General features: G+C 40.7%; 19 protein-coding genes. 12 read left to right on the forward strand and 7 right to left on the reverse strand.

What is annotated here, in order from left to right:
* Nucleotides 1-190 precede the first annotated feature (190 nt).
* The 8 genes from IQ236_RS02420 to IQ236_RS02455 all read left to right on the forward strand — a co-directional run bounded on the left by IQ236_RS02420 (nt 191) and on the right by IQ236_RS02455 (nt 14,273).
* Nucleotides 191-577 (forward strand): hypothetical protein, encoded by a 387-nt coding sequence (locus tag IQ236_RS02420; protein ID WP_190523881.1) that lies wholly within the window; start codon nt 191-193, stop codon nt 575-577.
* 485 nt (nt 578-1,062) lie between these two features.
* Entirely contained in the window at nt 1,063-7,857 is a 6,795-nt protein-coding gene (locus IQ236_RS02425; RefSeq protein WP_193867802.1) for a hybrid sensor histidine kinase/response regulator, read from the forward strand.
* A 96-nt stretch (nt 7,858-7,953) separates the two neighbouring features.
* Nucleotides 7,954-8,337 (forward strand): response regulator transcription factor, encoded by a 384-nt coding sequence (locus tag IQ236_RS02430; protein ID WP_193867803.1) that lies wholly within the window; start codon nt 7,954-7,956, stop codon nt 8,335-8,337.
* A 4-nt stretch (nt 8,338-8,341) separates the two neighbouring features.
* Entirely contained in the window at nt 8,342-9,769 is a 1,428-nt protein-coding gene (locus IQ236_RS02435; protein WP_193867804.1) for a sensor histidine kinase, read from the forward strand.
* 216 nt (nt 9,770-9,985) lie between these two features.
* Nucleotides 9,986-12,082, forward strand: a complete 2,097-nt coding sequence (locus tag IQ236_RS02440; protein WP_193867805.1) for a response regulator — start codon at nt 9,986-9,988, stop codon at nt 12,080-12,082.
* Between the two features lie 44 nt (nt 12,083-12,126).
* On the forward strand, nt 12,127-12,270 hold the full coding sequence (locus IQ236_RS02445) for a hypothetical protein (protein WP_072720896.1): 144 nt from the start codon (nt 12,127-12,129) through the stop codon (nt 12,268-12,270).
* 102 nt (nt 12,271-12,372) lie between these two features.
* Nucleotides 12,373-13,308 (forward strand): DNA-methyltransferase, encoded by a 936-nt coding sequence (locus IQ236_RS02450; RefSeq protein WP_193867806.1) that lies wholly within the window; start codon nt 12,373-12,375, stop codon nt 13,306-13,308.
* Nucleotides 13,305-14,273, forward strand: a complete 969-nt coding sequence (locus IQ236_RS02455) for a hypothetical protein (RefSeq protein WP_193867807.1) — start codon at nt 13,305-13,307, stop codon at nt 14,271-14,273. The genes IQ236_RS02450 and IQ236_RS02455 overlap by 4 nt, the downstream gene beginning before the upstream one ends.
* A 13-nt stretch (nt 14,274-14,286) precedes the next feature.
* Here the strand turns inward: IQ236_RS02455 and IQ236_RS02460 are convergent, their stop codons facing one another.
* Nucleotides 14,287-16,617 carry a heavy metal translocating P-type ATPase gene (locus IQ236_RS02460; RefSeq protein WP_193867808.1) on the reverse strand — a complete coding sequence of 777 codons (2,331 nt, stop codon included), beginning with the start codon at nt 16,615-16,617 and terminating at the stop codon, nt 14,287-14,289.
* A gap of 41 nt (nt 16,618-16,658) precedes the next feature.
* Nucleotides 16,659-16,859, reverse strand: coding sequence for a hypothetical protein (locus IQ236_RS02465; RefSeq protein WP_193867809.1), 201 nt, complete (start codon nt 16,857-16,859; stop codon nt 16,659-16,661).
* Between the two features lie 192 nt (nt 16,860-17,051).
* On the opposite strand from IQ236_RS02465, the gene IQ236_RS02470 reads away from it, so the two are divergent.
* Genes IQ236_RS02470 through IQ236_RS02480 form a run of 3 tightly spaced genes read left to right on the forward strand, consistent with a single transcriptional unit; the run spans nt 17,052 to nt 18,152 of the window.
* Complete coding sequence (locus tag IQ236_RS02470) at nt 17,052-17,261, forward strand: DUF2997 domain-containing protein (protein ID WP_072720892.1); 210 nt, start codon at nt 17,052-17,054, stop codon at nt 17,259-17,261.
* 46 nt (nt 17,262-17,307) lie between these two features.
* A complete protein-coding gene (locus IQ236_RS02475; RefSeq protein WP_193867810.1) occupies nt 17,308-17,694 on the forward strand; it encodes a DUF1257 domain-containing protein in 387 nt (128 codons plus the stop codon).
* Nucleotides 17,694-18,152: a ferredoxin gene (locus IQ236_RS02480; RefSeq protein ID WP_193867811.1), complete on the forward strand. Its 459-nt coding sequence runs from the start codon at nt 17,694-17,696 to the stop codon at nt 18,150-18,152. Before IQ236_RS02475 ends, IQ236_RS02480 begins: the two co-directional genes overlap by 1 nt.
* Nucleotides 18,153-18,264: 112 nt before the next feature.
* On the opposite strand, the gene IQ236_RS02485 is transcribed toward IQ236_RS02480, so the two are convergent.
* Complete coding sequence (locus IQ236_RS02485) at nt 18,265-18,918, reverse strand: exonuclease (protein WP_193867812.1); 654 nt, start codon at nt 18,916-18,918, stop codon at nt 18,265-18,267.
* Between the two features lie 158 nt (nt 18,919-19,076).
* Here IQ236_RS02485 and IQ236_RS02490 point away from each other — a divergent pair, with 158 nt between their 5' ends.
* Nucleotides 19,077-21,920 carry an NACHT C-terminal helical domain 2-containing protein gene (locus IQ236_RS02490; RefSeq protein ID WP_228041383.1) on the forward strand — a complete coding sequence of 948 codons (2,844 nt, stop codon included), beginning with the start codon at nt 19,077-19,079 and terminating at the stop codon, nt 21,918-21,920.
* 211 nt (nt 21,921-22,131) lie between these two features.
* Here the strand turns inward: IQ236_RS02490 and IQ236_RS02495 are convergent, their stop codons facing one another.
* The 4 genes from IQ236_RS02495 to IQ236_RS02510 form a co-directional block, all read right to left on the reverse strand.
* A complete protein-coding gene (locus IQ236_RS02495; RefSeq protein ID WP_193867813.1) occupies nt 22,132-22,416 on the reverse strand; it encodes a YiaA/YiaB family inner membrane protein in 285 nt (94 codons plus the stop codon).
* Between the two features lie 102 nt (nt 22,417-22,518).
* On the reverse strand, nt 22,519-23,427 hold the full coding sequence (locus IQ236_RS02500) for a 2OG-Fe(II) oxygenase (protein ID WP_193867814.1): 909 nt from the start codon (nt 23,425-23,427) through the stop codon (nt 22,519-22,521).
* Between the two features lie 100 nt (nt 23,428-23,527).
* Nucleotides 23,528-23,929: a ribonucleotide-diphosphate reductase subunit beta gene (locus IQ236_RS02505; RefSeq protein WP_228041384.1), complete on the reverse strand. Its 402-nt coding sequence runs from the start codon at nt 23,927-23,929 to the stop codon at nt 23,528-23,530.
* A 72-nt stretch (nt 23,930-24,001) separates the two neighbouring features.
* Entirely contained in the window at nt 24,002-24,427 is a 426-nt protein-coding gene (locus tag IQ236_RS02510) for a hypothetical protein (protein ID WP_193867815.1), read from the reverse strand.
* Nucleotides 24,428-24,430 lie beyond the last annotated feature (3 nt).

Consider the following 24,430-nt stretch of genomic DNA (forward strand, 5'->3'; position numbering starts at 1 on the left):
CATTTAGATTTAAACTCAGCCAATCAACTGCTATCCCATCAATCTACTTATTTTCTCTACTGGCTTAATATTCATTAAGACAGACTAAATCTTGAGGTAAACTTCAACCTTTTGAGAGAATCCTAATATTAGTGTTTTCCCTTACCTTAAGGGAATGATTATGAAGATTAATGGAGGCTAAGGGACACAAATGAAACGGATTCAAGATTTATCAAAAAACGGAATTAAAATGTTATTAGGAGTATCAACTTTACTCCTAGCTTATCCTTTGACCGTTGGGGCTGTTCCTGTACCCATTAGGACAAGCGTTTGTACAGGATATACAGGAGATAATAACGCCACAGAATGTGTCCAAGGGTTTAATGATGGCTATCAACAAGGAGTACAACAAATTCAAAATTATAACCCCAATAATCCTAACACAAATTCTTCTAATCCAACTCCTAACCCCAATGTAGTAAATACCAGTGTTCCGGGAACAAGTTCGGAATATAGAACAGGCTATACCTCCGGTTATCGAGTCGGTATTCAGGATGGCTATCAAAATAATCTATCTCCTGCTAATAGCAGCTTTTAAAACCGTTGATAGTTGACTATTAACTTTTCTTTTCTCAAGTTTTAGATACCCCAACTTTAAAAAAAAGGGATAAAAATCCAGGTGTAGGGGCGAGGCGAGCCCCTACGATGAATTGGATTTTAAATCATTTCTACAACTGATTTAGACTTGCTATAAGTATTTTTTTGTTAATAATTTTGAGGATTCTTTTATACAATTTCTTCCCCTATTTCTTTCAACAGGATCAGCAGAAGAGTATGGCGTAGGTTATGAACACTATTTTAAGGTTCCTTAAGCTGATGAGTTGGCTAAGAAGGATATTTAATTTTTTTATAAATATTTATTCTAAAAAATGTTAGCAAAACTTCAGGTTATAAGTCTTCTATCTTTAGATAGAGATACTTAGCATAGGTTTATACCTGATAATAGATGCCATCTCATTTCAGCAATTAGTCTAAGTCATCGATTTACTTTTATTAAAAATAATACCCCCTAAACGTCAGCTTATGTCTACAGCACAATTAGCCAAAGTCAGCGATCAACTCGACGAAAAACAACTCCTGAAAACCTTAGTTGCAGTTAAAAAAGGCGACTTTTCCGTGCGAATGCCCTTAGATCAAACGGGAATAGCGGGGAAAGTTGCCGATACCCTCAATGATATTATTGAACTTAACCAAAGAATGGCCGCCGAACTGGAACGCATCAGTAAAGTTGTCGGTAAAGAAGGCCAAATTAATCAACGAGCTTCCCTGGGGTCAGCCGGAGGTGCTTGGGAAGCGAGTGTTAACTCCGTAAATACCCTGATCACCGATCTCGTCCAACCCACCTCAGAAACGGCTCGTGTTATTCGTGCTGTGGCAAATGGTGATCTTTCCCAAAAAATGGCTTTAGATATAGAGGATAGGCCCCTCAAAGGCGAATTTCTACAAACCGCCAAAATTGTGAATACAATGGTGGATCAGCTTTCCTCTTTCGCCTCAGAAGTCACACGGGTCGCACGGGAAGTGGGAACCGAAGGAAAATTAGGAGTTCAAGCGGAAGTTCAAGGAGTAGCTGGAACCTGGAAAGATCTCACCGATAATGTTAATTTAATGGCGGGAAACTTGACCGGACAGGTGAGAAATATTGCGGAAGTTGCCACGGCTATTGCTAATGGAGATTTATCGAAAAAAATTACTGTTGATGTTAAGGGTGAAATTCTCGAACTGAAAAATACTGTTAATACAATGGTCGATCAATTAAATTCCTTTGCTTCCGAAGTAACACGGGTGGCGCGAGAAGTGGGAACCGAAGGAAAATTAGGCGTTCAAGCAGAAGTAAAAGGGGTTGCTGGAACCTGGAAAGATTTGACAGATAATGTTAACTCAATGGCGGGAAATTTAACAGCCCAGGTGCGGGGTATTGCAGAAGTAACGACGGCGGTAGCGAATGGAGATTTATCGAAAAAAATTACCGTTGATGTTAAGGGTGAAATTCTCGAACTGAAAAATACGATTAACACAATGGTAGACCAATTAAACTCCTTTGCTTCAGAAGTAACACGAGTCGCCAGAGAGGTTGGTGCAGATGGAAAATTAGGAGGACAGGCGGAAGTTCGAGGGGTGGCTGGTACTTGGAAAGATTTAACCGATAGTGTTAATTTTATGGCGGGTTCCTTAACAGCCCAAGTGCGAAATATTGCAGAAGTAACGACGGCTGTTGCTAATGGAGATTTATCGAAAAAAATTACCGTTGATGTGAAAGGGGAAATTTTAGAACTGAAGAATACGATTAATACAATGGTGGATCAACTTAACTCCTTTGCTTCCGAGGTAACACGGGTAGCGAGGGAAGTGGGAACCGAAGGAAAATTAGGGGTACAAGCGGAAGTTCGAGGGGTTGCAGGTACTTGGAAAGATCTCACCGATAGTGTTAACTCAATGGCGGGAAACTTAACGGGACAGGTGAGAAATATTGCGGAAGTTGCGACTGCTATTGCTAATGGAGATTTATCGAAAAAAATTACAGTAGATGTCAAAGGGGAAATTTTAGAACTGAAAAACACCGTTAATATTATGGTGGATCAACTTAACTCTTTTGCTTCCGAAGTAACGCGGGTGGCGCGAGAGGTGGGTTCAGAAGGAAAATTAGGAGGTCAAGCGGAAGTTCGAGGAGTAGCTGGTACTTGGAAAGATCTCACCGATAGTGTTAATTTTATGGCGAGTTCTTTAACGGGACAAGTGCGGAATATTGCAGAAGTAACAACGGCTGTTGCTAATGGTGATCTGTCTAAAAAAATTACAGTAGATGTGAAAGGGGAAATTTTAGAACTGAAAAATACTATTAATACAATGGTAGACCAGTTAAACTCCTTTGCTTCTGAGGTAACAAGAGTTGCAAGGGAAGTAGGAACAGAAGGCAAGTTAGGCGTACAGGCAGAAGTTCGGGGGGTTGCAGGTACTTGGAAAGATCTCACCGATAGTGTTAACTCAATGGCCGGAAATTTAACCGCTCAAGTCAGGAATATTGCAGAAGTAACGACGGCTGTTGCTAATGGTGATCTGTCTAAAAAAATTACCGTTGATGTCAAGGGTGAAATCTTAGAACTGAAGAATACTATTAATACAATGGTCGATCAATTGTCGTCCTTTGCTTCCGAAGTAACACGGGTCGCAAGAGAGGTAGGAACCGAAGGAAAATTAGGGGTACAAGCGGAAGTTCGAGGAGTAGCAGGAACTTGGAAAGATCTCACCGATAATGTTAACTCGATGGCCAGTAATTTAACCGCACAAGTTAGGAATATTGCAGAAGTGGCGACGGCTATTGCTAATGGTGATTTATCTAAAAAGATTACTGTTCAAGTTAAGGGTGAAATTTTAGAACTGAAAAATACTATTAATATTATGGTGGATCAATTATCATCCTTTGCGTCAGAAGTAACACGGGTGGCGCGAGAGGTCGGTTCAGAAGGAAAGTTAGGGGTACAAGCGGATGTTCGAGGAGTTGCAGGGACTTGGAAAGATTTAACTGATAGTGTTAATTTTATGGCGGGTTCCTTAACAGCCCAAGTGCGAAATATTGCGGCGGTAACAACGGCTGTGGCGAATGGAGATTTATCGAAAAAAATTACAGTAGATGTCAAGGGTGAAATTTTAGAACTGAAGAATACTGTTAATACAATGGTCGATCAACTTAACTCTTTTGCGTCAGAAGTAACACGGGTGGCGCGAGAGGTCGGTTCAGAAGGAAAATTAGGGGTACAAGCGGAAGTTCGAGGGGTTGCTGGAACCTGGAAAGATCTGACGGATAGTGTTAACTTTATGGCGGGTTCATTAACAGCCCAAGTGCGAAATATTGCTGAAGTAACGACGGCTGTTGCTAATGGAGATTTGTCTAAGAAAATTACCGTTGATGTCAAGGGTGAAATTTTAGAACTGAAGAATACGATTAATACAATGGTAGATCAGTTAAATTCCTTTGCTTCTGAGGTAACACGGGTGGCGAGGGAAGTGGGAACTGAAGGAAAATTAGGGGTTCAAGCCTATGTAAAAGGGGTTGCTGGAACGTGGAAAGATTTGACGGATAATGTTAATTTAATGGCGGGAAATTTAACTGCTCAAGTGCGAAATATTGCGGAAGTTGCGACTGCTATTGCGAATGGAGATCTGTCTAAAAAAATTACTGTTGATGTTAAGGGTGAAATTCTCGATCTGAAAAATACCATTAATACAATGGTCGATCAATTATCTTCCTTTGCTTCTGAGGTAACACGGGTAGCCCGTGAAGTGGGAACCGAAGGAAAACTCGGAGGTCAAGCAGAAGTTCGAGGGGTAGCGGGAACCTGGAAAGACCTCACCGATAATGTTAACTCAATGGCCGGAAACCTAACAGCCCAGGTGCGGGGTATTGCGCGGGTGGTGACGGCGGTTGCGAATGGGGACTTGAAGCGTAAATTAATGTTAGAAGCCAAGGGGGAAATTGAAACCCTCGCTGATACGATTAATGAAATGATTGATACCCTGGCGACCTTTGCTGACCAGGTAACGACAGTGGCGCGGGAAGTGGGAATAGAAGGAAAACTGGGCGGACAGGCGAAAGTACCAGGCGCGTCGGGAACCTGGAGAGACTTAACGGATAATGTAAATGAACTGGCAGCGAACTTAACAACTCAGGTAAGGGCGATCGCAGAAGTGGCAACGGCTGTTACAAAAGGAGATTTAACTCGATCTATTTCCGTTGAAGCACAAGGAGAAGTGGCAATTCTGAAAGATAATATTAACCAAATGATTGCCAATTTACGAGAAACAACGCAAAAGAATACCGAACAAGATTGGTTAAAAACAAATCTGGCTAAATTCACTCGAATGTTACAAGGTCAGCGCGATTTAGAAACAGTTTCTAAACTGATTTTATCAGAATTAGCTCCGTTAGTTTCGGCTCAACATGGGGTATTTTATTTAATGGACTCTGGAGATAATCAATCCTATTTAAAACTCCTCAGTACCTACGCTTATCGGGAACGGAAACATTTAGCAAATCGTTTCCATTTAGGGGAAGGATTAGTGGGACAATGTGCCTTAGAAAAAGAGCGGATTTTAATTACGGAAGTTCCTGATAATTATATTAAAATTAGTTCAGGATTAGGAGAAGCAAATCCTTTAAATGCTGTGGTTTTACCTGTTTTATTTGAAGGACAAGTAACCGCAGTTATTGAGTTAGCATCCTTCCGTCGCTTTAGTGAAATTCACTTAATGTTCTTTGATCAACTAACAGAAAGTATTGCCATTGTTTTAAATACCATTGCGGCGAGTATGCGAACGGAAGAACTCTTAAAACAATCAACAGCCTTGGCAGAAGAATTGCAAAGTCAACAAAAAGAACTCCGCGAAACCAATGAACGATTAGAACAACAAGCGCGTTCCTTAAAAGCCTCTGAAGAATTGCTGAAAAGTCAACAAGAAGAACTGCAACAGAAGAATGAAGAGTTAGAAGAAAAAGCGAGATTATTGGCTGAACAAAATACTGAAGTAGAACGGAAAAATGGAGAAATTGAACAAGCTCGACGGTCTTTGGAAGAAAAAGCTGAACAACTGGCTTTAACGTCTAAATATAAATCCGAATTTCTGGCAAATATGTCCCATGAGTTGCGAACACCTTTGAATAGTTTGTTAATCTTGGCGCGATTATTATCGGAAAATTCTGATAGTAACCTCAGCTTAAAACAAGTAGAATATGCCCAAACCATTCACGCGGCTGGAACCGATTTACTCGGATTAATTAATGATATTTTAGATTTAGCTAAAATTGAATCCGGTACAATTTCAGTAGAAATTGATCAAATTCTGTTCTCCGAACTGCAAAGTTATATTGATCGAACCTTCCGCCAAATTGCCGTTGATAAAGGATTAAATTTCCTAGTTGACTTTGATGCTAAACTCCCCAAAGGCATTTACACAGACCCCAAACGTCTGCAACAAATCCTCAAAAACCTGCTGTCCAATGCCTTTAAATTTACCGAAAAAGGACAAGTTACCCTGCGCGTTGAACTCGTTACCTTTGGTTGGAGTCACGAACAAAATACTTTAAATCAAGCCGATATGGTGGTTGCTTTTTCGGTTATTGACACTGGAATTGGCGTTCCTCCTGAAAAGCAACGAATTATTTTTGAAGCCTTCCAACAAGCCGATGGTACCACCAGTCGTAAATATGGCGGCACCGGTTTAGGATTATCAATTAGTCGGGAAATCGCTCAAATTCTAGGGGGAGAAATTATCCTCACCAGCACTTTAGGAGTTGGTAGCAATTTCACCCTGTATTTACCTTATCACTATCAAATTCAAGAGGTCGGAGAAACCTCAGAAACCCGCCCTACTGGGCCCATATCTTCCTCCCATTTTCGAGAACGGTTACGCTCCACACCCGCAGCCTTTGGTTCTTTGCGTTCTATCAGTCTCCCTTCAGAGCACTTGAGAATGGCAGAACCAGAAACCCACAAGCTCCAAAATAACGGAACTCCATGCCCCTCCCTCCCAGAAGAACCGTCCACCCTGGCTCAGAAAGCGACTCAAGCATCGGCTCGACCCCAAACCGAGGCTCAACTTTCGGCGGCAGTGAAAATTCGAGATGATCGAGAACTTCTGCAACCGGGCCAGCGCGTTTTGCTGATTATCGATCCAGATGTGGCTGAAGCACGCTTACTCTTAGAAGTCGCACGACAACAGGGTTTTAAAGGAATTGTCGCTTGTTCGAGCCCTGGGGGTTTAACAATGGCTGCGGAATTCAAACCCTCGGCTATTCTTCTGAGTTTGCAGTTCCCCGGCGTTGAAGGCTGGACAGTCTTAGATCGGTTAAAACATGAAGTTACAACCCGTCACATTCCGGTTTATGTGATTTCAGAAGAAGATGCTCAACATCGGAGTTTACAACTTGGAGCTCTGACTTATTTGAAAAAACCCATTAACCGGGATATCTTAGTTGAAAATATTGCCAAACTCAAGGCATTTATTGGAACATCTGTGAAAAAATTGTTGATGCTAGAAGGCAATCCTGAACAGCGTCAGAGTATGATTGATCTGCTTGGAAATGGTGATATTTCGATTTCTGTTGTTGAAACCGGAGAAGCCGCTTTAACAACTCTAAAAGCCGAACCTTTTGATGGGGTGGTTGTGGGTTGGCAATTGGGGGATATGAATGGAATTGAATGGTTAGAACTCTTAGAATCAGAAGAACGGTTGAGTACAGTCCCCTTTGTGTTTTATCATCCTCAACCCTTAACGAAAAAGCAAGAGGCAAAACTGAAGAATTTGGCTAATAATATTATTCTTAAATTGGCTAAATCTCCTGAAAGTTTACTGGATTTAACGGCTTTACTTCTGCACCGAGTTCCGACGGAATTACCGGACTCGAAACGACAAATGCTGGAGGTGTTGCGTCAAACTGATCCGATTCTAACTGGAAAAAAAGTGTTAGTGGTCGATGATGATGTGCGAAATATTTATGCGATCACCAGTATGTTAGAACGACATCTTATGGATGTGGTTTATGCGGAAAATGGCAAAGAAGCGATCGCTAAATTACAAGCCACAACCGGAATTGATATTGTGTTAATGGATGTGATGATGCCGGAAATGGACGGTTACGAAACCATGCGAGCGATTCGGGCTGTCCCTAAATTTGAGAGCTTACCGATTATTGCCTTAACCGCTAAAGCCATGCAAGGCGATCGGGAAAAATGCCTGGATGCGGGAGCTTGGGATTATATTACCAAACCCGTCGATACAGAACAACTTCTCTCCCTCCTCCGGGTCTGGCTCTACCGTTAGATGGAGTCACAATACACCGCAAGTATTAGATATTAGAGGTGTTAACTGTGTACAGACGTGCCATGGCACGTCTCTACTGACTGATAACTGATTACCATGACTCATGTTCTACTGGTCGATGATGAAGAAGCGTTGCGTGCGAGTTTGACTTATGCCTTAACCAAGGAAGGCTACACCGTGACCACAGCCACCGATGGGATGACCGCCCTCAAGCTGTTCCATAAACAGGTTCCTGATGTCATTCTTTTAGATTTAATGCTACCGGGAATTGATGGCATGGAACTGTGTTGGCGAATTCGAGCTTTTTCTAATATCCCAATTTTGATGTTAACGGCTAAAGACCAAGACATTGATAAAATTTGGGGCTTGGAAGCAGGGGCGGATGATTATATAACTAAACCCTTTAATACGCGGGAACTTCTGGCTCGAATGAAGGCTGTTTTACGCCGTCGTAACCCGGAAGAAAACACGAGTGGTTAATTTTATGAGCATCCCTTTTCCTCAAATCAAACTGAGATGGAATTCTATCCATCTCAAGTTGTTAACCACTTATCTGGTTTTAACAGCCCTCGGAACATCTCTGTTAGCGGGTTATATCCTCTTTTCCTTTTATGCTTATTTTATGCAAACCCGACAGGTGGAATTAGAGGACTGGACAGGGGCGCTGAGTGAAAGTGTGGCGGACGCTTTGGAAGAGGGAGATCTGCAACGGGTTGAAGTTATTGTTCAACGTTATGGTACACCCCAAGCCTTCACTCTGCGGGTTTTTTCCCCCGATGGTCGTTTACTGGCGAGTTCTAACCTCAAAACCGACCTTCAGGTGAAAGACTGGTTTGCTGTAGCCGGAATGCGACAAGCGTTTAACCAGCAAACGACCCAAGGACTCGCCAAAGGAGTGTTGTCCGAAGAAGATCGCTTATATGTCGCCCGTCCCATTATTCGTCATAATCGAATGTTAGGGGTGTTACGAATGTCGATTACTTTGGCTCAATTTCAGGCTAAGTTTCAAACGGTGATCTGGACAATTTTAGCGTCCATGATTGTAACGTTTCTCTTGTGTGCGGTGATTAGTGAATGGTTCACCCGTAGTATTGCCAGTCCCATTCAGGCGATGTCTGTGTTTGCGATGCGCTTGGGAAGTGGTCATCTCGGTGAAAAATTAACTGTTAATCAAAGCGATGAAGTCGGGCAGTTAGCTCTGGAATTAAATCGCATGAGCGAACGATTAGCGGCTCTGGATCAAGAGAGACGGGCTTTTTTGGCAAATGTCTCCCATGAGTTACGAACTCCGGTAAGCAACGTTTATGTTACCCTGGAAGCCTTGGCCAGTGGGGCGGATCAAGAAACGGAACTGCGTCAACGCTTTATGCAGACGGCCCAAGAGGAAACTAAACGTTTATCTCAACTGATTCATGATCTGTTAGATTTGGGACGATTAGAAGCGGGAATTACGGAATTAGAAACCCAACCGTTACACCTGCGAGACTTGATTAATCGGGCTGTGAGAGCGATGGAATCTCGTCTGAGACGTGCCGATGTGGAAATTACCCTCAATATTCCTGATGTGGAACTCCAGGGCGACCCAGAACGATTGTTACAAGCCTTTCTTAATATTCTGGATAATGCGATTAAGCACTCTCATCCTAAATCTACCGTGTTTGTGAAGGGAACGGAGGAGGGCTCTCAGGTGGCTGTGGAAATCCAAGATCAAGGCAAGGGAATTAGTCCGACGGATCTTCCCCATATTTTTGAACAGTTTTACACGGCCGAGCGATCGCGTCAAGGTCGAGGCACAGGTTTGGGTTTAGCTATCGCCCGTCGTATCGTAGAAGCTCATGGGGGAAATATTACGGTCAAAAGTTACTTGGGTAAAGGTGCTATTTTTACGCTCTATCTTCCCATTCATCAGTAATCAGTGTAGAGACGCGCCATGGCGCGTCTCTACCAGTTATCAGTGATCAAAAAGAAAAGTTAGGGGAAGGGGAAATCAGCTATTGTGCGAAGCACAATAATCGATATTTTTACCCATTACCTATTTATTGATAACTGATGATGGGGATACTTGATAACTGATGATGGGGATACTTGATCACTGATGATGCGGATACTTGATAACTGATAACTGATTATGCCTAAAGTTAATATCCTTATTGTTGATGACCATTGGGAGAATTTACTCGCCTTGGAGGCGATTTTGATCTCTTTGGGTCAAAATATTGTCAAAGCATCTTCTGGGGAAGAAGCCTTAAAATGTCTGCTGCAAAATGATTTTGCAGTGATTTTATTAGATGTGCAGATGCCGGGGATGGATGGGTTTGAAACCGCAAGTTTAATTCGACAACGCGATCGCACCCGCTCGACACCGATTATATTTCTCACGGCTTTTAGTAAAAATGAAAATTTCAGGTTTAAGGGATATTCTTTAGGGGCGGTAGATTATTTAATTAAACCCCTAGAACCCGAAATTTTATTATCGAAAGTAACGGTTTTTGTCGAATTATTCCAAGCTACAATCGCTTTAAAAAAAAGTGAGGAACGATTTCGCTCCTTAAGTGCTTGTTCTCCCGTGGGAATTTTTGTAATTGATATAGAAGCTTGCTGTACCTACACAAATCCTCGCTTCCACAGGATTTTTGATCAGGTCAATGAAGCCAGTTTTCCTGAAGGCTGGTTAGAATTTGTTCATCCTCAAGATCGAGATCAAACTGGGGAACAGTGGTTAAATTGGATTCAAAAAAAACAGGAATATTCTCAGGAGTTTCGCCTGAATAGTCAGTCTAATTCAGTGCGCTGGGTGAAGATGAAAGTCGCGCCTATGATTTCTTCCGATGGGGATTTACTCGGTCATGTGGGAACCCTAGAAGACATTACAGACCGCAAACAAGCCGAAGAAGCTCGTGCTCAGTTTATTCGGGAACAAGCGGCTCGACAACAAGCGGAAGAAGCTAATCGTTTAAAAGATGAATTTTTAGCCACCCTTTCTCACGAACTCCGCACCCCGTTAAATTCGATTTTAGGTTGGTCTAAACTTTTAAGAAATCAGAAATTTAGTGAAGACAAAACTCGAAAAGCCTTAGAAACCATTGAACGTAATGCTAAATTACAAGCTAAATTAATTGAGGATATTTTAGATATTTCACGAATTATTATTGGAAAAATGCAGCTAAATCGGGTTCCCGTTAATATTATTTCTGTGGTTGAAGCTGCTATTGATGATTTATATTTGAGCTTTGCAGAAAAAGAAATTGATTTAAACTTTAAACATTCTCAATCTCTTGCTTCTAAACTCCATCACTCTTATTGGGTAGCAGGAGATGCTCGTCGCTTACAACAAATTATCTGGAATCTTTTATCAAATGCCATTAAATTTACACCCCAAGGCGGTGCGGTTGAAGTTGAATTATTGATAGAAACTAGCCCGGAAAAAGCTAAAAATCATTTTAATTTCAAGGATTTGTCTACCCACTCCTGGGTGGTAATTCAGGTAACGGATACAGGAATTGGGATTCCTGTAGAATTTCTCCCCTTCGTGTTTGACCGTTTTCGTCAAGCGGATGGCAAAACCACAAAATATTATGGGGGGTTAGGGTTAGGATTAGCAATTGTTCGTAACTTGGTGGAAATGCAAGGGGGAACAGTTGCGGTCGAAAGTCAGGGAGAAAACCAAGGTGCTACCTTCAGCGTTCGGTTTCCCTTGCTGGACGTGAATCTCGATTCCTATACCCCACCCGAAAACTTGGAAACGGCGGAGGGGATAATACCGCAAGCAGAATCGGTTTTGGCGGGGTTACGGGTCTTAGTGGTAGATGATGATTCTGATACCAGAGAACTGCTGATTCAAGTTCTGAAAGAGTATGATATTCAGGTGCAGGCGGTGGCATCGGTTCAGGATGCGATCGCAACGATTGAGCACTGTTTACCGGATCTGGTCATTAGTGATATTTGTATGCCCGATGAGGATGGTTATTCGTTGATCCAAAAATTGAGATCTGTTGAACTCACCCACGGGAGCCGACTTCCTGTTATTGCCGTCAGTGCTTATACTCACTCAGAAGCGGTGGATCAGGCGATGACCGAAGGTTTTGATGGATATCTATCCAAGCCTGTTCTTGCGGGTGAATTAGTTAGTACCATTACTCGGCTGATGCGAGAAACTCAATATTGCTATCTTTCTAAATCTAAAGAGTTTCAAGAGTCTCGGTTTAGTAATCAGTTTACCACTTAAAATGAAGAGTAACCTCATATTGTGATTAAGGGAAAACGGGATTTATGGAACGTTCAAAACTGATTGCTTATATTACAGGTGCAATTTCAATTCTGCTGGCACTGGCTTATTTATTGATTGTTTCTGTATTGGATTTTCGAGGAGAAATGTTACCTGCACCGATCAGCCAAATTCCATTAATTTTATAGCAGGGAGCGGTTGAACTAGGAAATATAGTATAATCATTTCCTATTTGTTAACACAATAGCAAGGAATAATTAACATTGGTCAGTTCTGAGCAGCCCTTCTGTATGACGCAACCTTCCCTAGAAATTGTTGAAACACAGCGACTTACGAAGCCAGCATCAAAACCTTTAACTAAAGCATTTCAACTGCAATATTCACACCCTCATGGGCAACTTTATCAAGGTGATTCCATTGATTGGCTTAAATCCCTTGATTCTGAGAGTATTGATTTAGTTTTTGCTGATCCGCCCTACAACATTAAGAAAGCTGACTGGGATAATTTCGAGAATCAAGAGCAGTACATTGATTGGTCGCTTCAATGGATCAGTGAAGCCTCCCGTATTTTGAAATCAACGGGTTCTCTCTACATTTGTGGTTTTTCTGAAATCTTAGCCGATCTAAAGCATCCAGTATCAAAGTATTTCAAAAGTTGCCGTTGGTTAATTTGGCATTACAAGAATAAAGCAAATATGTCCCATGATTGGGGACGTTCCCATGAAAGTATTATTCATTTTCGTAAATCTAATCCAGTTAAACTTAACATCGACGATGTACGAATTCCCTATGGCGCACATACGTTGAAATACCCCTCTCACCCACAAGCAGAAACGAGTGCTTACGGAAAAGGAGCAAAGAAGAAACGTGATAATTGGACACCTAATCCTAAAGGGGCAAAACCTAAAGATGTCATAGAGATTCCTACTACTTGTAATGGCATGGGTGAAACAACACCTCACCCGACACAAAAACCTGAAGAGCTATTAAGAAAGTTAGTTCTTGCGTCTTCTAATGAAGGGGATTTAGTGATTGATCCATTTTCAGGTTCAGGAACAACACTTGTGGTTGCAGAACAACTAAATCGACGGTGGATGGGCTGTGATCTGAATATGGAATACAATGATTGGGCATTTCAACGGATACAAAATGTTCGCCGGATGACAAAAGATGAATGGATTGCTTTTGATCGGAAAAATGCCGAAAGGAGAGAGTCTATCCGATGAGCTTAACCAGTTTAGTGAATTATGCAACTGATAAAAAACATTTTCAAACTCTTCAAGATTATATCGACTTCTGCAAAAGATATTTGCAGTTTATTGAAAAAGGTTTACAAGCCAGAATAGTTTCACAGAATGAAAATCACTACCAATTCTATCAGTATCGAGATGATGGTTTCTACAATATTACACGCCCCGTTAACACCTTATTAATGTATGAAGAAGCTATTTTTGAGGATGCTTCTGTAAAATTTTTACAAGTTCTTACACAGTTAAGAGAAAGAGATCAACAATTGCCTAATGATCAGTTAAGGCAAGTTTTAGTTCGTACTATCTATACTATTCAGCAATCTATTGGTGCTGCCCTTGATGCCTTACCTTCAGGAAAATCTAATCAAGCCCGCAAGGTAAATGGAGATCTTTTTGAGCGTTTGATCCGTCTTATCATTTCGGAGTTAGATATAGACTGTGTTGCTGGAACAGCACAAGTTCCAATTAAGGATGATAACGGCGAATTCCTATTTAATATGAGTTATCAACATGATTTATTAATGAGTAAAGAAGATCAGCTTAAAATTATTGGTTCAGTGAAAACTTCAAGTAAAGATCGGATTGACAAAATTTTTGTAGATAAGTTTCTGTACAACAAGTTAACTGCTACTAATCTACCTCACATTGCTATCTTTCTCAATGATGTGCAAAGGAAGAAGACAAAGCAATTAAATAAATATGGTATTAATTCAACTTTTCTGTCAGGACATTTCAAAGCTTACACTATTAGGCTAAACCCATTAGACGGTGTATATTATTGTGATATTCGACCCCATATGGTTACTGACTCTTTGCTCTCACAACATATTCAAACAATTGATTACTTTTTCTATGACGATCTTTGGCGTTTACTCAGTAAAGATGGACAATCCTTAGAAGAAGTAGAAATCGAAGCAGGAGAAGCCAAGGATAGTGAATAATAACGCGGGTTTTCTAACGTTTAACATGACGACGTAATAATAACGAATTGCTAACAACACTCACCGAACTTAAAGCCATCAAAGCACCCGCCATTGAAGGACTTAATAAAATACCAAATTGAGGAAATAATAATCCAGCCGCCAGGGGAATTGCTACAATATTATAACCAAATGCCCAGAAGAGATTTTGACGAATTTTATTAAAGGTAGCGCGACTTAATTGGATAGAGTCAACAATATCAATTAAGGAATTTCGCATTAATACAATATCAGCCGTTTCATTAGCAACATCCGTGCCCGTTTGTAACCCGATGCCAATATCCGCTTGCGCTAAGGCGGGTGCATCGTTAATTCCATCTCCTACCATTGCCACAACTTGACCTTGTTGTTGTAACGTTTGAATCACATTCACTTTACCTTCGGGTCGAACTTCGGCAAAAATATCCTCTGATTGTAAGTTTAACTCAGATGCGATCGCAGTAGCAACAGATTGGCGATCGCCCGTTAATAAAATCACCCGTAACCCCATGTTTTTTAACTGTTCAAGGGTTGATTTTGCATCGGTTTTCAGGGGGTCACTCATTGCCATTACCCCAATAACTTTACCCTCAATGGCAATATAAACCATCGTTTTTCCTAAAAATTCCGGTAAAGGTTGAGGGGGAATAATATTAAATTCCATTAAACCCGCCAAATTGCCCACAAATACCTTTTTATGATCAATAATAGCCGAAACTCCTAACCCCGGTTGAGTTTGAAAATCCGATGCCGTTAATAAGGGTAAATTTTGATGGTTTGCTGCTGTTAAAATCGCTTCAGAAATCGGATGATTTGAACCCTGTTCTACTGTTGCCGCCAATTGTAATATTTCTGGGGAGGTTAACTCAGAAATTGAAAGGCAATCTGTTATGGTGGGAGAACCTTTTGTTAAGGTTCCAGTTTTATCAAAAACAATCGTATTCAGTTGATGGACTCGTTCTAAAATATCCCCGCCTTTAATTAATAATCCTCGTTCTGCACCCATTCCTGAACCGACTAAAATAGCCGTAGGTGTTGCTAATCCCAAAGCACAGGGACAAGCAATGACTAATACTGCAATCGCTAATTTTAAACTTAATAATAAAGGGGCATTTGTCGCTATTTCTACCCCCGCTAAGGTCATCACATCCGGCCAAATTCGAGTTCCTAACCCATACCAAAATAAAAAGGTTAAACTCGCTAAACTCATCACCAAATAAGTAAAATATCCCGCCACTGTATCCGCTAATTTCTGTATGGGAGCTTTACGAGTTTGGGCGGTTTCTACTAACTGTACAATTTGTGCTAAAATAGTATTAGAACCCGTGCGGGTTGCTTCAATTAAAATCACCCCCGATTGATTAATTGTACCCGCAGAAATATGATCATCAATTTGTTTTAAAATCGGCATCGATTCCCCGGTTAACATGGATTCATCAACGGTGGTTGTTCCCAAACGAATTTCGCCATCAACGGGTATTTTTTCACCGGGTAAAACTTGTAACCATTCCCCCACTTTGACTTGTTCGGCGGGAATTTCTACACTATTTAAAATTCCAATATCCTGAGATTGAGGAGGAATTAAACGGGCTGTAGTTGGTTGTAACGCGATTAAAGATTGAAAGGCGGTGGCTGCTTTTTGTCGAGCGTGTTGTTCTAAGGTTTTTCCTAATAAAATAAACCCTAATAACATCACGGGTTCATCAAAGAAACATTCCCAACCTAATTGGGGAAATAATAAAGCGACAAAACTGGTTAAATAAGCCGTTAACGTTCCCAGTCCGACCAACGTATTCATATTAGGAGCATTGTTGAATAAACTCCGCCCCCCATCAATAATAATTGACCGCGCCGGAAATAATAAGGCAATGGTAGCCAGTCCCCAATGAAACCAAATATTACTCAGAAAGGGAATATGGGGAAAGCCAAAATGATGTAAATGTCCAATACTCGATAACAATAACAACAGACCACAGGTAACAATGCGTTGAATTTGTTTTCCCATGTCCTGGCGATGTCGCTCTTGTAACGCCTTTAATTTGTCCGTAGCGTTAGACGTTAAACTACGGGGTTGGGTGGGAAACCCAGTATGGGTTAAAATTTCAGCTAAATTTTCTGGGTTAATTTGGTTGACTGCACATTCAACCGTTGCCACTTCCGTCGCCAAATTCACCGCAGCCGAAATCACCCCCGGTTGTTGGATGAGTTGACGTTCCACGGCTTTGACACATCCAGCACACTGCATCCCCCCCACATCTAAAATAATCGTTTCCGTTTGAGGTTGGGATAAAGTTTCATCCGTAACAGGTTTGGGAGCAAGTTGCATAACGGTTTGGGGTCGTAACAACGCAGTGCAGATCACAGAGATTATAGAACAATTGGCGGTTGAGGGTTGACGCTGAACTGTTGAGCTACGCATTCCAGTTGTAGAGACGCGCCATGGCGCGTCTCTACAAGGGTTCTAGGCGACGCACCTTTAATTTCTGTCCCCATTCGTAATTCGTAATTCGTAATTCCCCATTCCCTCTTCCCTCCAACCTTGATCTCAAAGGCGGATAAACTTAACATATAATTGACCTACTGCTTCAGGTATTAATAACTTTTGTTAAGTTGTGACTCGTTTTTGATCCATTCGTCACAATTGATGTACGGACTTTTCGAGTCAAACGCACTTCGACAGAGCGATTGCAACCTATCCGACGGTTCAACCGCTAAGGTCGAGCTATCCTGTCCTATATTTCCTCGCCATTCCCCTAGCCTATGGAAACGTTAGAATTCATCATCTATCCAGATGGCCGTGTGCAGGAGAAAGTTACTGGTATTGTTGGGGCTTCCTGTGCGGAAGTAACGGCTGCACTGGAGGCCGAATTAGGCATTGTATTAACTCAGGAAACCACCTCTGAGTATTACGCCCAGAACCAACAGCAGTCAGATAGCGCGACAACCCATGTGGGTTCGAGCCATTGGTAAATTCTGTTTTTGAGTTCACTAAACATCTCGTTGAAAATCGCCAACTATGTCACACTTTAGCCAAATCAAAACCCAAATTCGTAATCTTACCTCATTACAAACTGCTTTAAGCGATCTGGGCATTGACTGGAAAGCTGGGCCCAAAGAGGTGCGCGGTTATCAAGGTCAAACCCGTCCGGCTCAAGTTGTTATTGAGCAAGACAATGGCTATGACCTGGGCTTTACTTGGAATGGCCAAGAATACGAGTTTGTTGCTGATTTACAATTTTGGCAACAAGCTGTTCCCGTTGAGAATTTTTTAAGCAAAATCACTCAACGGTATGCTTACCAAACCGTTGTTAATGAAACCGCCAAACAAGGGTTTCACGTTTCAGAACAACAAAATCATCAAGATGGTTCCATCCGCTTAGTTTTACAACGCTGGAGTGCCTAATGTCTGATGGGTCTGTATCGCTAACTGAACCCGTTTCCGAACGGTCTGGGTTAGAACCAGAATTGGGCGGGTTTTTGCGAAATGCACCGGAGCGGTCTGGGTTTGAACCGGAACTCGGCGGTGTATTACGACAAAAAGGGGTTTATGTGGATGAACTCACCTGTATTGGGTGTAGACACTGTTCCCACGTTGCTCGTAATACCTTTTTTATCGAAGAAAGTTATGGTCGAGCCCGTGTTTTTCGACAGGATGGCGATTCAGAAGCGTTAATACAGGAAGCCATTGATACTTGTCCGGTCAATTGTATCCATTGGGTTAATTACACTGAACTGAAACGTTTAGAAGCAGAACGTCAAGATCAGGTAATTCCCGTTGTTGGTTTTCCCGTCGAAGCCGCGATGGCACGTCGGAAACGCCACCAGGAACAACGGAAACGAGAGAATTCTCCAACCGAATAACTTTTTTCTGGTGGGCTAAAAACTGCCATTTTTTATATTTATTTAATAGAATTAGGCAAAAGGAGAATATTTTTCTTTTGCCTATTTTAATCTTTCGTTATTGTCAAGGTTATCAAGCTGCTTTTTCTCCAAAAGACTTTAGCCGTTTTAACCACTCCTGCCAGTAGTTGAGCAACTCTTCTCGTTTGAACGTAAATATTTCCGCATCTTCACCTGGAAGAGCTACGACAATTAAACCATTAACAACTTTAGTGCCAAACAAACTTTCACCATAGCATCGATTAATTGCACCACCATAAGCTACAAGCTGTAAAGGTTTATCGTAGAGTTTTCCCACTCGAAGTTTAGGTTCCTCAGCAGTCGTCCACTCAATTGTGCATGGAACACCTTCATAACGAGCAACTAAATCAAGTTTCCCAGCGTAACCTTCCACATAATTTGGCACAACTGTTTCGACTAATTGAATATCGCTAAGTTTCTCTAAAACGGATTGAACGCTATAACAATAGGGTTCAATTAGGCTGGAAGCAGTGGGAGATAACCCTTGCAAATATTCCTTAACCCATTGATGTAATTGTTCTCCTCGGCGACGGCTAGTTAAGGCAATGTGATTTGCTTCTGCCTCTCCTATTTTATTGCGCCAATTGGAAAGGGCAGCTACAGACTCAATCGGCTGTGTAGCCTTAAGTATTGTGGTAACGGCTCGTAGCAAGATGCCATTTTCATCTTTATAGTAAAACCGCCCATTGATGTAGGTTGATTTCATAAATTCTGAGGTTTAAATCACTACATCAACTAGCTTCGATGGTTGATGGATGAGATTAAGTTTGAGTAACGTTCTCCAAATGCGTGATTTTGGGTATGAGTTTAGGTATGCGTTTCAACAGACTGGGTTAAAGTGGATATAGGCTATGTAGTCAGGGTATGGCAAGGAAATCGCTTCGGGTAGATCCAGAAAAACTAGAAAAGGTAAAAAGGGCTTTTGAGCGCACAGGATGGACTCAACAAGAACTGGCAGAGGAAGTAGATCTACGTCGTCGCCAGCCAATTGGTAATTTTCTTAAGGGCAAAACTGTTAACCGTAAATCCTTTCAAGAAATCTGCTTCAAGCTCGATCTAGATTGGAAAGAAGTTGCTTATTTACCAAAAAACATTGAATCTGAACAAGAGGATAAAGAGCAGAGTAATGCTCCTCCATCACAGGATGTTGAATTGAAGCTAGTTGGGAAAGCACTGGACAATAGCAGTGATATTGATATTCTGGTAAATAAGACGGGAATCCTCCAGGTATCTCCAGACAAGCTCGAAGAAGTAAAACAGGCTCTTGAAAATTTTCCGTCGGTAATTCAAGCTAAAGAAGATTTTGAACGCGAAAAAGCGATGCTTCAGGAAAAAAAGCGTCATCAAGGATATCTGGATAAGCCAGATGACATGAAGTTAAATCGAAAAAATCTGATTTTGGCAGAGAAGTTTCAGGCACTGGCAAATAACATTAAATTAGCTATCCAGTCAATCGAGCAATTTTTCGTAGGTGAGCCAATTGAGCATGATGTATTTATCAATATTTGTTCAAATTTAAAGCTGGAATGGCGTTCAATTCTGGATATTGATTTTTTGAGAGTTATTGTCGAGGTAGTACCACAGATCCGTTCGCACTATTACAACAAAATTCAAGACCAGTGTGGCACTTTGCAGATATTGGATGTTGCTCGACCGATTGAGTTAGATGACCTCTATGTCGATGTCAACATTTTGGATGAACCAATTAGTTACACACGATTAGAGCGTTCTGACTTTCCGCAAATCTATAACCCAACAACTGATGAATTTAATCGGTGGTGCTTGGGCAAGGTTCGTAAGCCAGGAGTTCCAGGTCTAGCGGTTATAGAAAATTACTCTAAGTTAATGGTATTGGGCAGACCCGGAGCAGGTAAAAGCACCTTTTTACAACACATAGCTATCCAATGTAATCAAGGTCAGTTACAAGCTGACCGAGTGCCAATTTTTATCCGGTTAAAAACTTTTGCTGAAGATGCTAGCGATAGAGAAGACTTTAGCCTATTTCACTACATTAGCCAACAATTAGATAGCTGTAGCATTGTGAAACAATCGGTAACAGACAAGATACTAAATTATGGTAGAGCACTGATTTTACTTGATGGTTTGGATGAAGTGCCAGAAGAGGATGGTGATGAAATTGTCAAACAAATTCGCCGATTTTGTGAAAAGTATTACAAAAATCAGTTTATTATTAGTTGTCGGATTGCTGCTCAACAGTATAAATTTTCCAACTTCACTGATGTTGAAATATCAGATTTTAATGATGAGCAAATTGAGGATTTTGCTAAAAAGTGGTTTATAGCGGTTGACAAAAATTCAGAGGAAGAGGGTAAAGAAAAGGCAACTCGATTTATAGAAAAGCTAAATCTTCCTGAAAACCAGCCTATTCGGGAAATTGCCGTTACCCCCATTTTGTTAATTTTGACCTGTTTAGTTTTTCAATCTAAAACTGAATTCCCATCTAACCGAGCCAAGCTATATGAAGAAGGGCTAGAAATTTTACTAAGAAAATGGGATAAATCCAGGGGAATAGAACGGGATAATGCTTATAAACATTTATCTGCATTACGCAAAAAACAGCTACTAAGTCAGGTAGCAGCCATTACCTTTGAGCGTGAGGATTACTTTTTGGAGCAAGATAAACTACAGCAACTTATCGCAGACTATCTTTGTACCTTACCAAATGCCCATATTGACCCAATCCAATTGCAGCTAGATAGTGAAGCAGTGCTGAAATCCATTGCAGCCCAACATGGGTTATTGGTAGAGAGAGCGCAGCGAATTTATTCTTTCTCCCATCTGACTTTTCAGGAGCATTTTACTGCCAGAGCAATTATTGATAGTCTTAGTCTTAATCTACTGGCTTTGAATAGGTGGGTTAGCCACATAACCAAGAGAAGTTGGCGAGAAGTATTTTTACTAGCAGTTGGCATGATGCAACCAGCCGATCACCTACTATTATCAATGAAACAGCAGATTGATGAGCTTGTAGCTGATGATAAGTTGCAACAGTTTCTCGCCTGGGTGAACCAAAAATCACTTGTAGTTCAGGTTGCTGACAAACCAACTGTGAGAGCCTTTTACTTTACCTTTATTCTTGGTCTTGACCATTTCCATGTCCAACAACTTGACCACGCTCTTAACAATGCTCTTGTCAGTGCCTCTGTCCTTGATGATGCGATTAATTATGTCTCTGGAATGAACACTACCAACATTTCAAGTGATGCAATTATTTTCAATAATGCTATTTATAAAGCTTTTAATGATGCTTATAGTGAGTTTTGTAGCCTAAAAAATGATCTAGCTATAGCTTTTGACCTTGCTCATAACCTTGCCCATAACTTTAATAGTGAACTGGTAAATGCCCTTAATCCTAAATTCAATAAGTTTAAACTAACCCATTCGCTACAACTTAAAAATCAACTCCATGACCCGCATACAGATGAAGAAAAATTTATAGAATGGTGGCAAAAGAACAGCCAGATTTGGACAGATAAATTAAAGTTGGTGATGATTGAATATAGAGATTTTAATGAGAAAAGTCAATTCAGTGACTCCCAGAAAAAATTGCTTCAACAGTATTACTATGTGAATAAATTGTTAGTGGATTGTCTCAATAGTGGTTGTGAAGTGTCACCCCAAGTGTGTGAGGAGATTAAGCATACCTTGTTATTACCAATATCGGAAAGCAAAAATAAAAAACTATAGCGGTATGTGATCGCATAAGGTACAATTGAAAACCTATCTTCGTTCTATCAAAGCTCGAACTGAAGAACTTTTACAAACTGCTATTGCGGTGTTATTGGAGTATCCTCATTCGCTGGATAACTCTAAGTGAGCCTTCCCTCACTTGATAATTTTAGGTGTTAATAGGTGCGTGCGAGAAGCTCTTACGCACCCTACGGATTAATTGGCTTAATTACTTAATCGGATTATATTCAGCTAATAATTTTTCTAATTTAGCTTGATCAACTTTAGATAACAGTTTTTCGGCTTCGTGATTATCTCGAATCGTTTTTGCTAAAGTAAAAGAGGAACCCACCGAAAAAGTTAACCCCATTCCCATAAATCCTTTTACCCAAATATCAACGGGAAGGTAAGCAATCCCAACCGCAGTTGTAGATACAGCCAGAATAAATGAAACCCAAACTTGAAGAATCCAAGCGGATGTATCTTTTTGTGCAACCATTTGTTTATTGCTCATTGCTGTTGCTCCAAGCTGTATTAGTTTGGGTCTATCGTAATTGGGATTGACAGAACTTGTTAATAATAGTAGACAGTTTTAAAAAGTGTCCCTATAACGAGCTTATTCAGCGCGTAACCAACCATTGAGGGTAAAGCGTCCATCTTCAAAGCGTCGGGATGGACAACTAACGGGCATAACTTCATGTTTGCAACGACTATCAAAAAAAACGATACTATTATTATGAGGTTCAATATCTATAAATTCCCGTTCATTTAAAGCATAACCATTTTGCCATTCCGTTGCATACAATCTTAAATTTCCCCCTGAAAAATTTTTAGGTTCTTTATAAAAATAATAAACATAAGTGAGGATGCGAGTATTGGTTTCAGGACTCCCAGAATCATTATGAATTTTATAAAAACAGCCATCATTATGAGCCGTTAATTGCATTTCTACTTGAGCAACGCTAAAGGGTGCAATATTCAACTGAGTTAAAATTGAAGGAAGTGTAGCAATTATTTTTTTACGGAGAAATTCATAAAAATCAGGGAATAGCGTTGCATATAAAATAGAAGATTTACGATAATTAATAGCTTGAGTTGTCGTTTTAGAATTGACAAATTTACTCGGTTGTTTTAAAGCAATTTTTAAGGCTTCTTCGTGTTCTTTAGGGGATAAGAAACTTTCAATTTGGACATAATGAGCGGGTAAAATTGTTAGCTGATTCTCAGGAATAATCGGTGCTGAAGTTGGGAGAACTTCAACAGTCGTTGCAGCCAGTTGGGGAACAGTAGGCTTGTTAGAAAGTGAAGATGAACTCAGCAGAGAAGGAGATTGTACAAGTTCAAGGGGAATAACAGAAGAACATCCTCCCATTTCTAATATTTTTAAGGCAATATTCGCTCGTTCTGAAGGGGAAACGTTCTGATCTTGAAGCAAGGTTTCGAGGGTTGTAATCGATTGATTAATTAAATTCTTGAGTCTTTCTGTGGGAATAAGACTCTCGGTTGTAGGAGGGATAGTATTCATACAGATTTCGAGCAAACAGGCTTAGAACGCTATTCTTTTTATGGTGACATAAATTTTATCCCAACGGTAGAGACGCGCCATGGCGCGTCTCTACGAGAGGTTAAATTTCGTCCCAACCGCTAACGCCGGAAGACATCACATAACTGGTGACGCTGGCTTCAAAGAAATTGGCTTTAGTATGCGCTTCTTTTTTGGTATCAGAGAAGCGTTCTAAATGGGTATAGGGACTTTTGCTGTACTTTTTATCCGTGTAAAGGGGTTCTAAACCAATCGAACGCAAGCGAATATTGGCTAGATATTTGGTGTATTGTTCGGTACTAGATTCCGTGATTCCTAAGATATTGTTGCCCACAATATGATTAGTCCATTTACATTCATGTTCAACAGCAGTATTGAACATTTCATAAACTTGGTCAACGGAATGAGTAAACACTTGCATGGCTTCAGGAATTAACTTTTGGAATAACCGAACATGAGAAAGTTCATCCTTAATATTCAACAAGGGTCGTTAGTCCTTGCCCGTTCTCTTAAGAACTGCTGAAAGTCACCTTTCAGAATAGACTATATCATCTTCCTAATAGGAAGCCCCCCGTTTCGGTTCACTTGAACCTACGCTTTTACCGCTAGTCGTTGCACCTTTAGAATCAACAACTTCCCAAGCATCAATCCATGTTTTTCTATGACGAACATTGCTAATAACAGAGCAGTCAACATCAAGCCATTGGGCTAATTCCTTATTAGAGCAAGTCGGGAGTCTCTTAATAGCTTCAATTCTTTTCTCAATAGGAATTTTACTGTTTAAACCCGAACTATTTTTAACTTGAACGACTTGATGTTCATTCTCGAATTGCTGCCAAACAGACTTCAAACGTTTTCTATGACGAATCAGTGAGATATAGCGGGAGTGTAACCCATACTTATCAGCAACCTCTTGATTGGTTGCCCCATTGACAAGATCATGGATTATTTCCAAATATTGTTCATTCGTGAGTTTTGCCATAGA

The sequence above is a fragment of the Planktothrix mougeotii LEGE 06226 genome (assembly GCF_015207485.1).
Lineage (GTDB): Bacteria > Cyanobacteriota > Cyanobacteriia > Cyanobacteriales > Microcoleaceae > Planktothrix.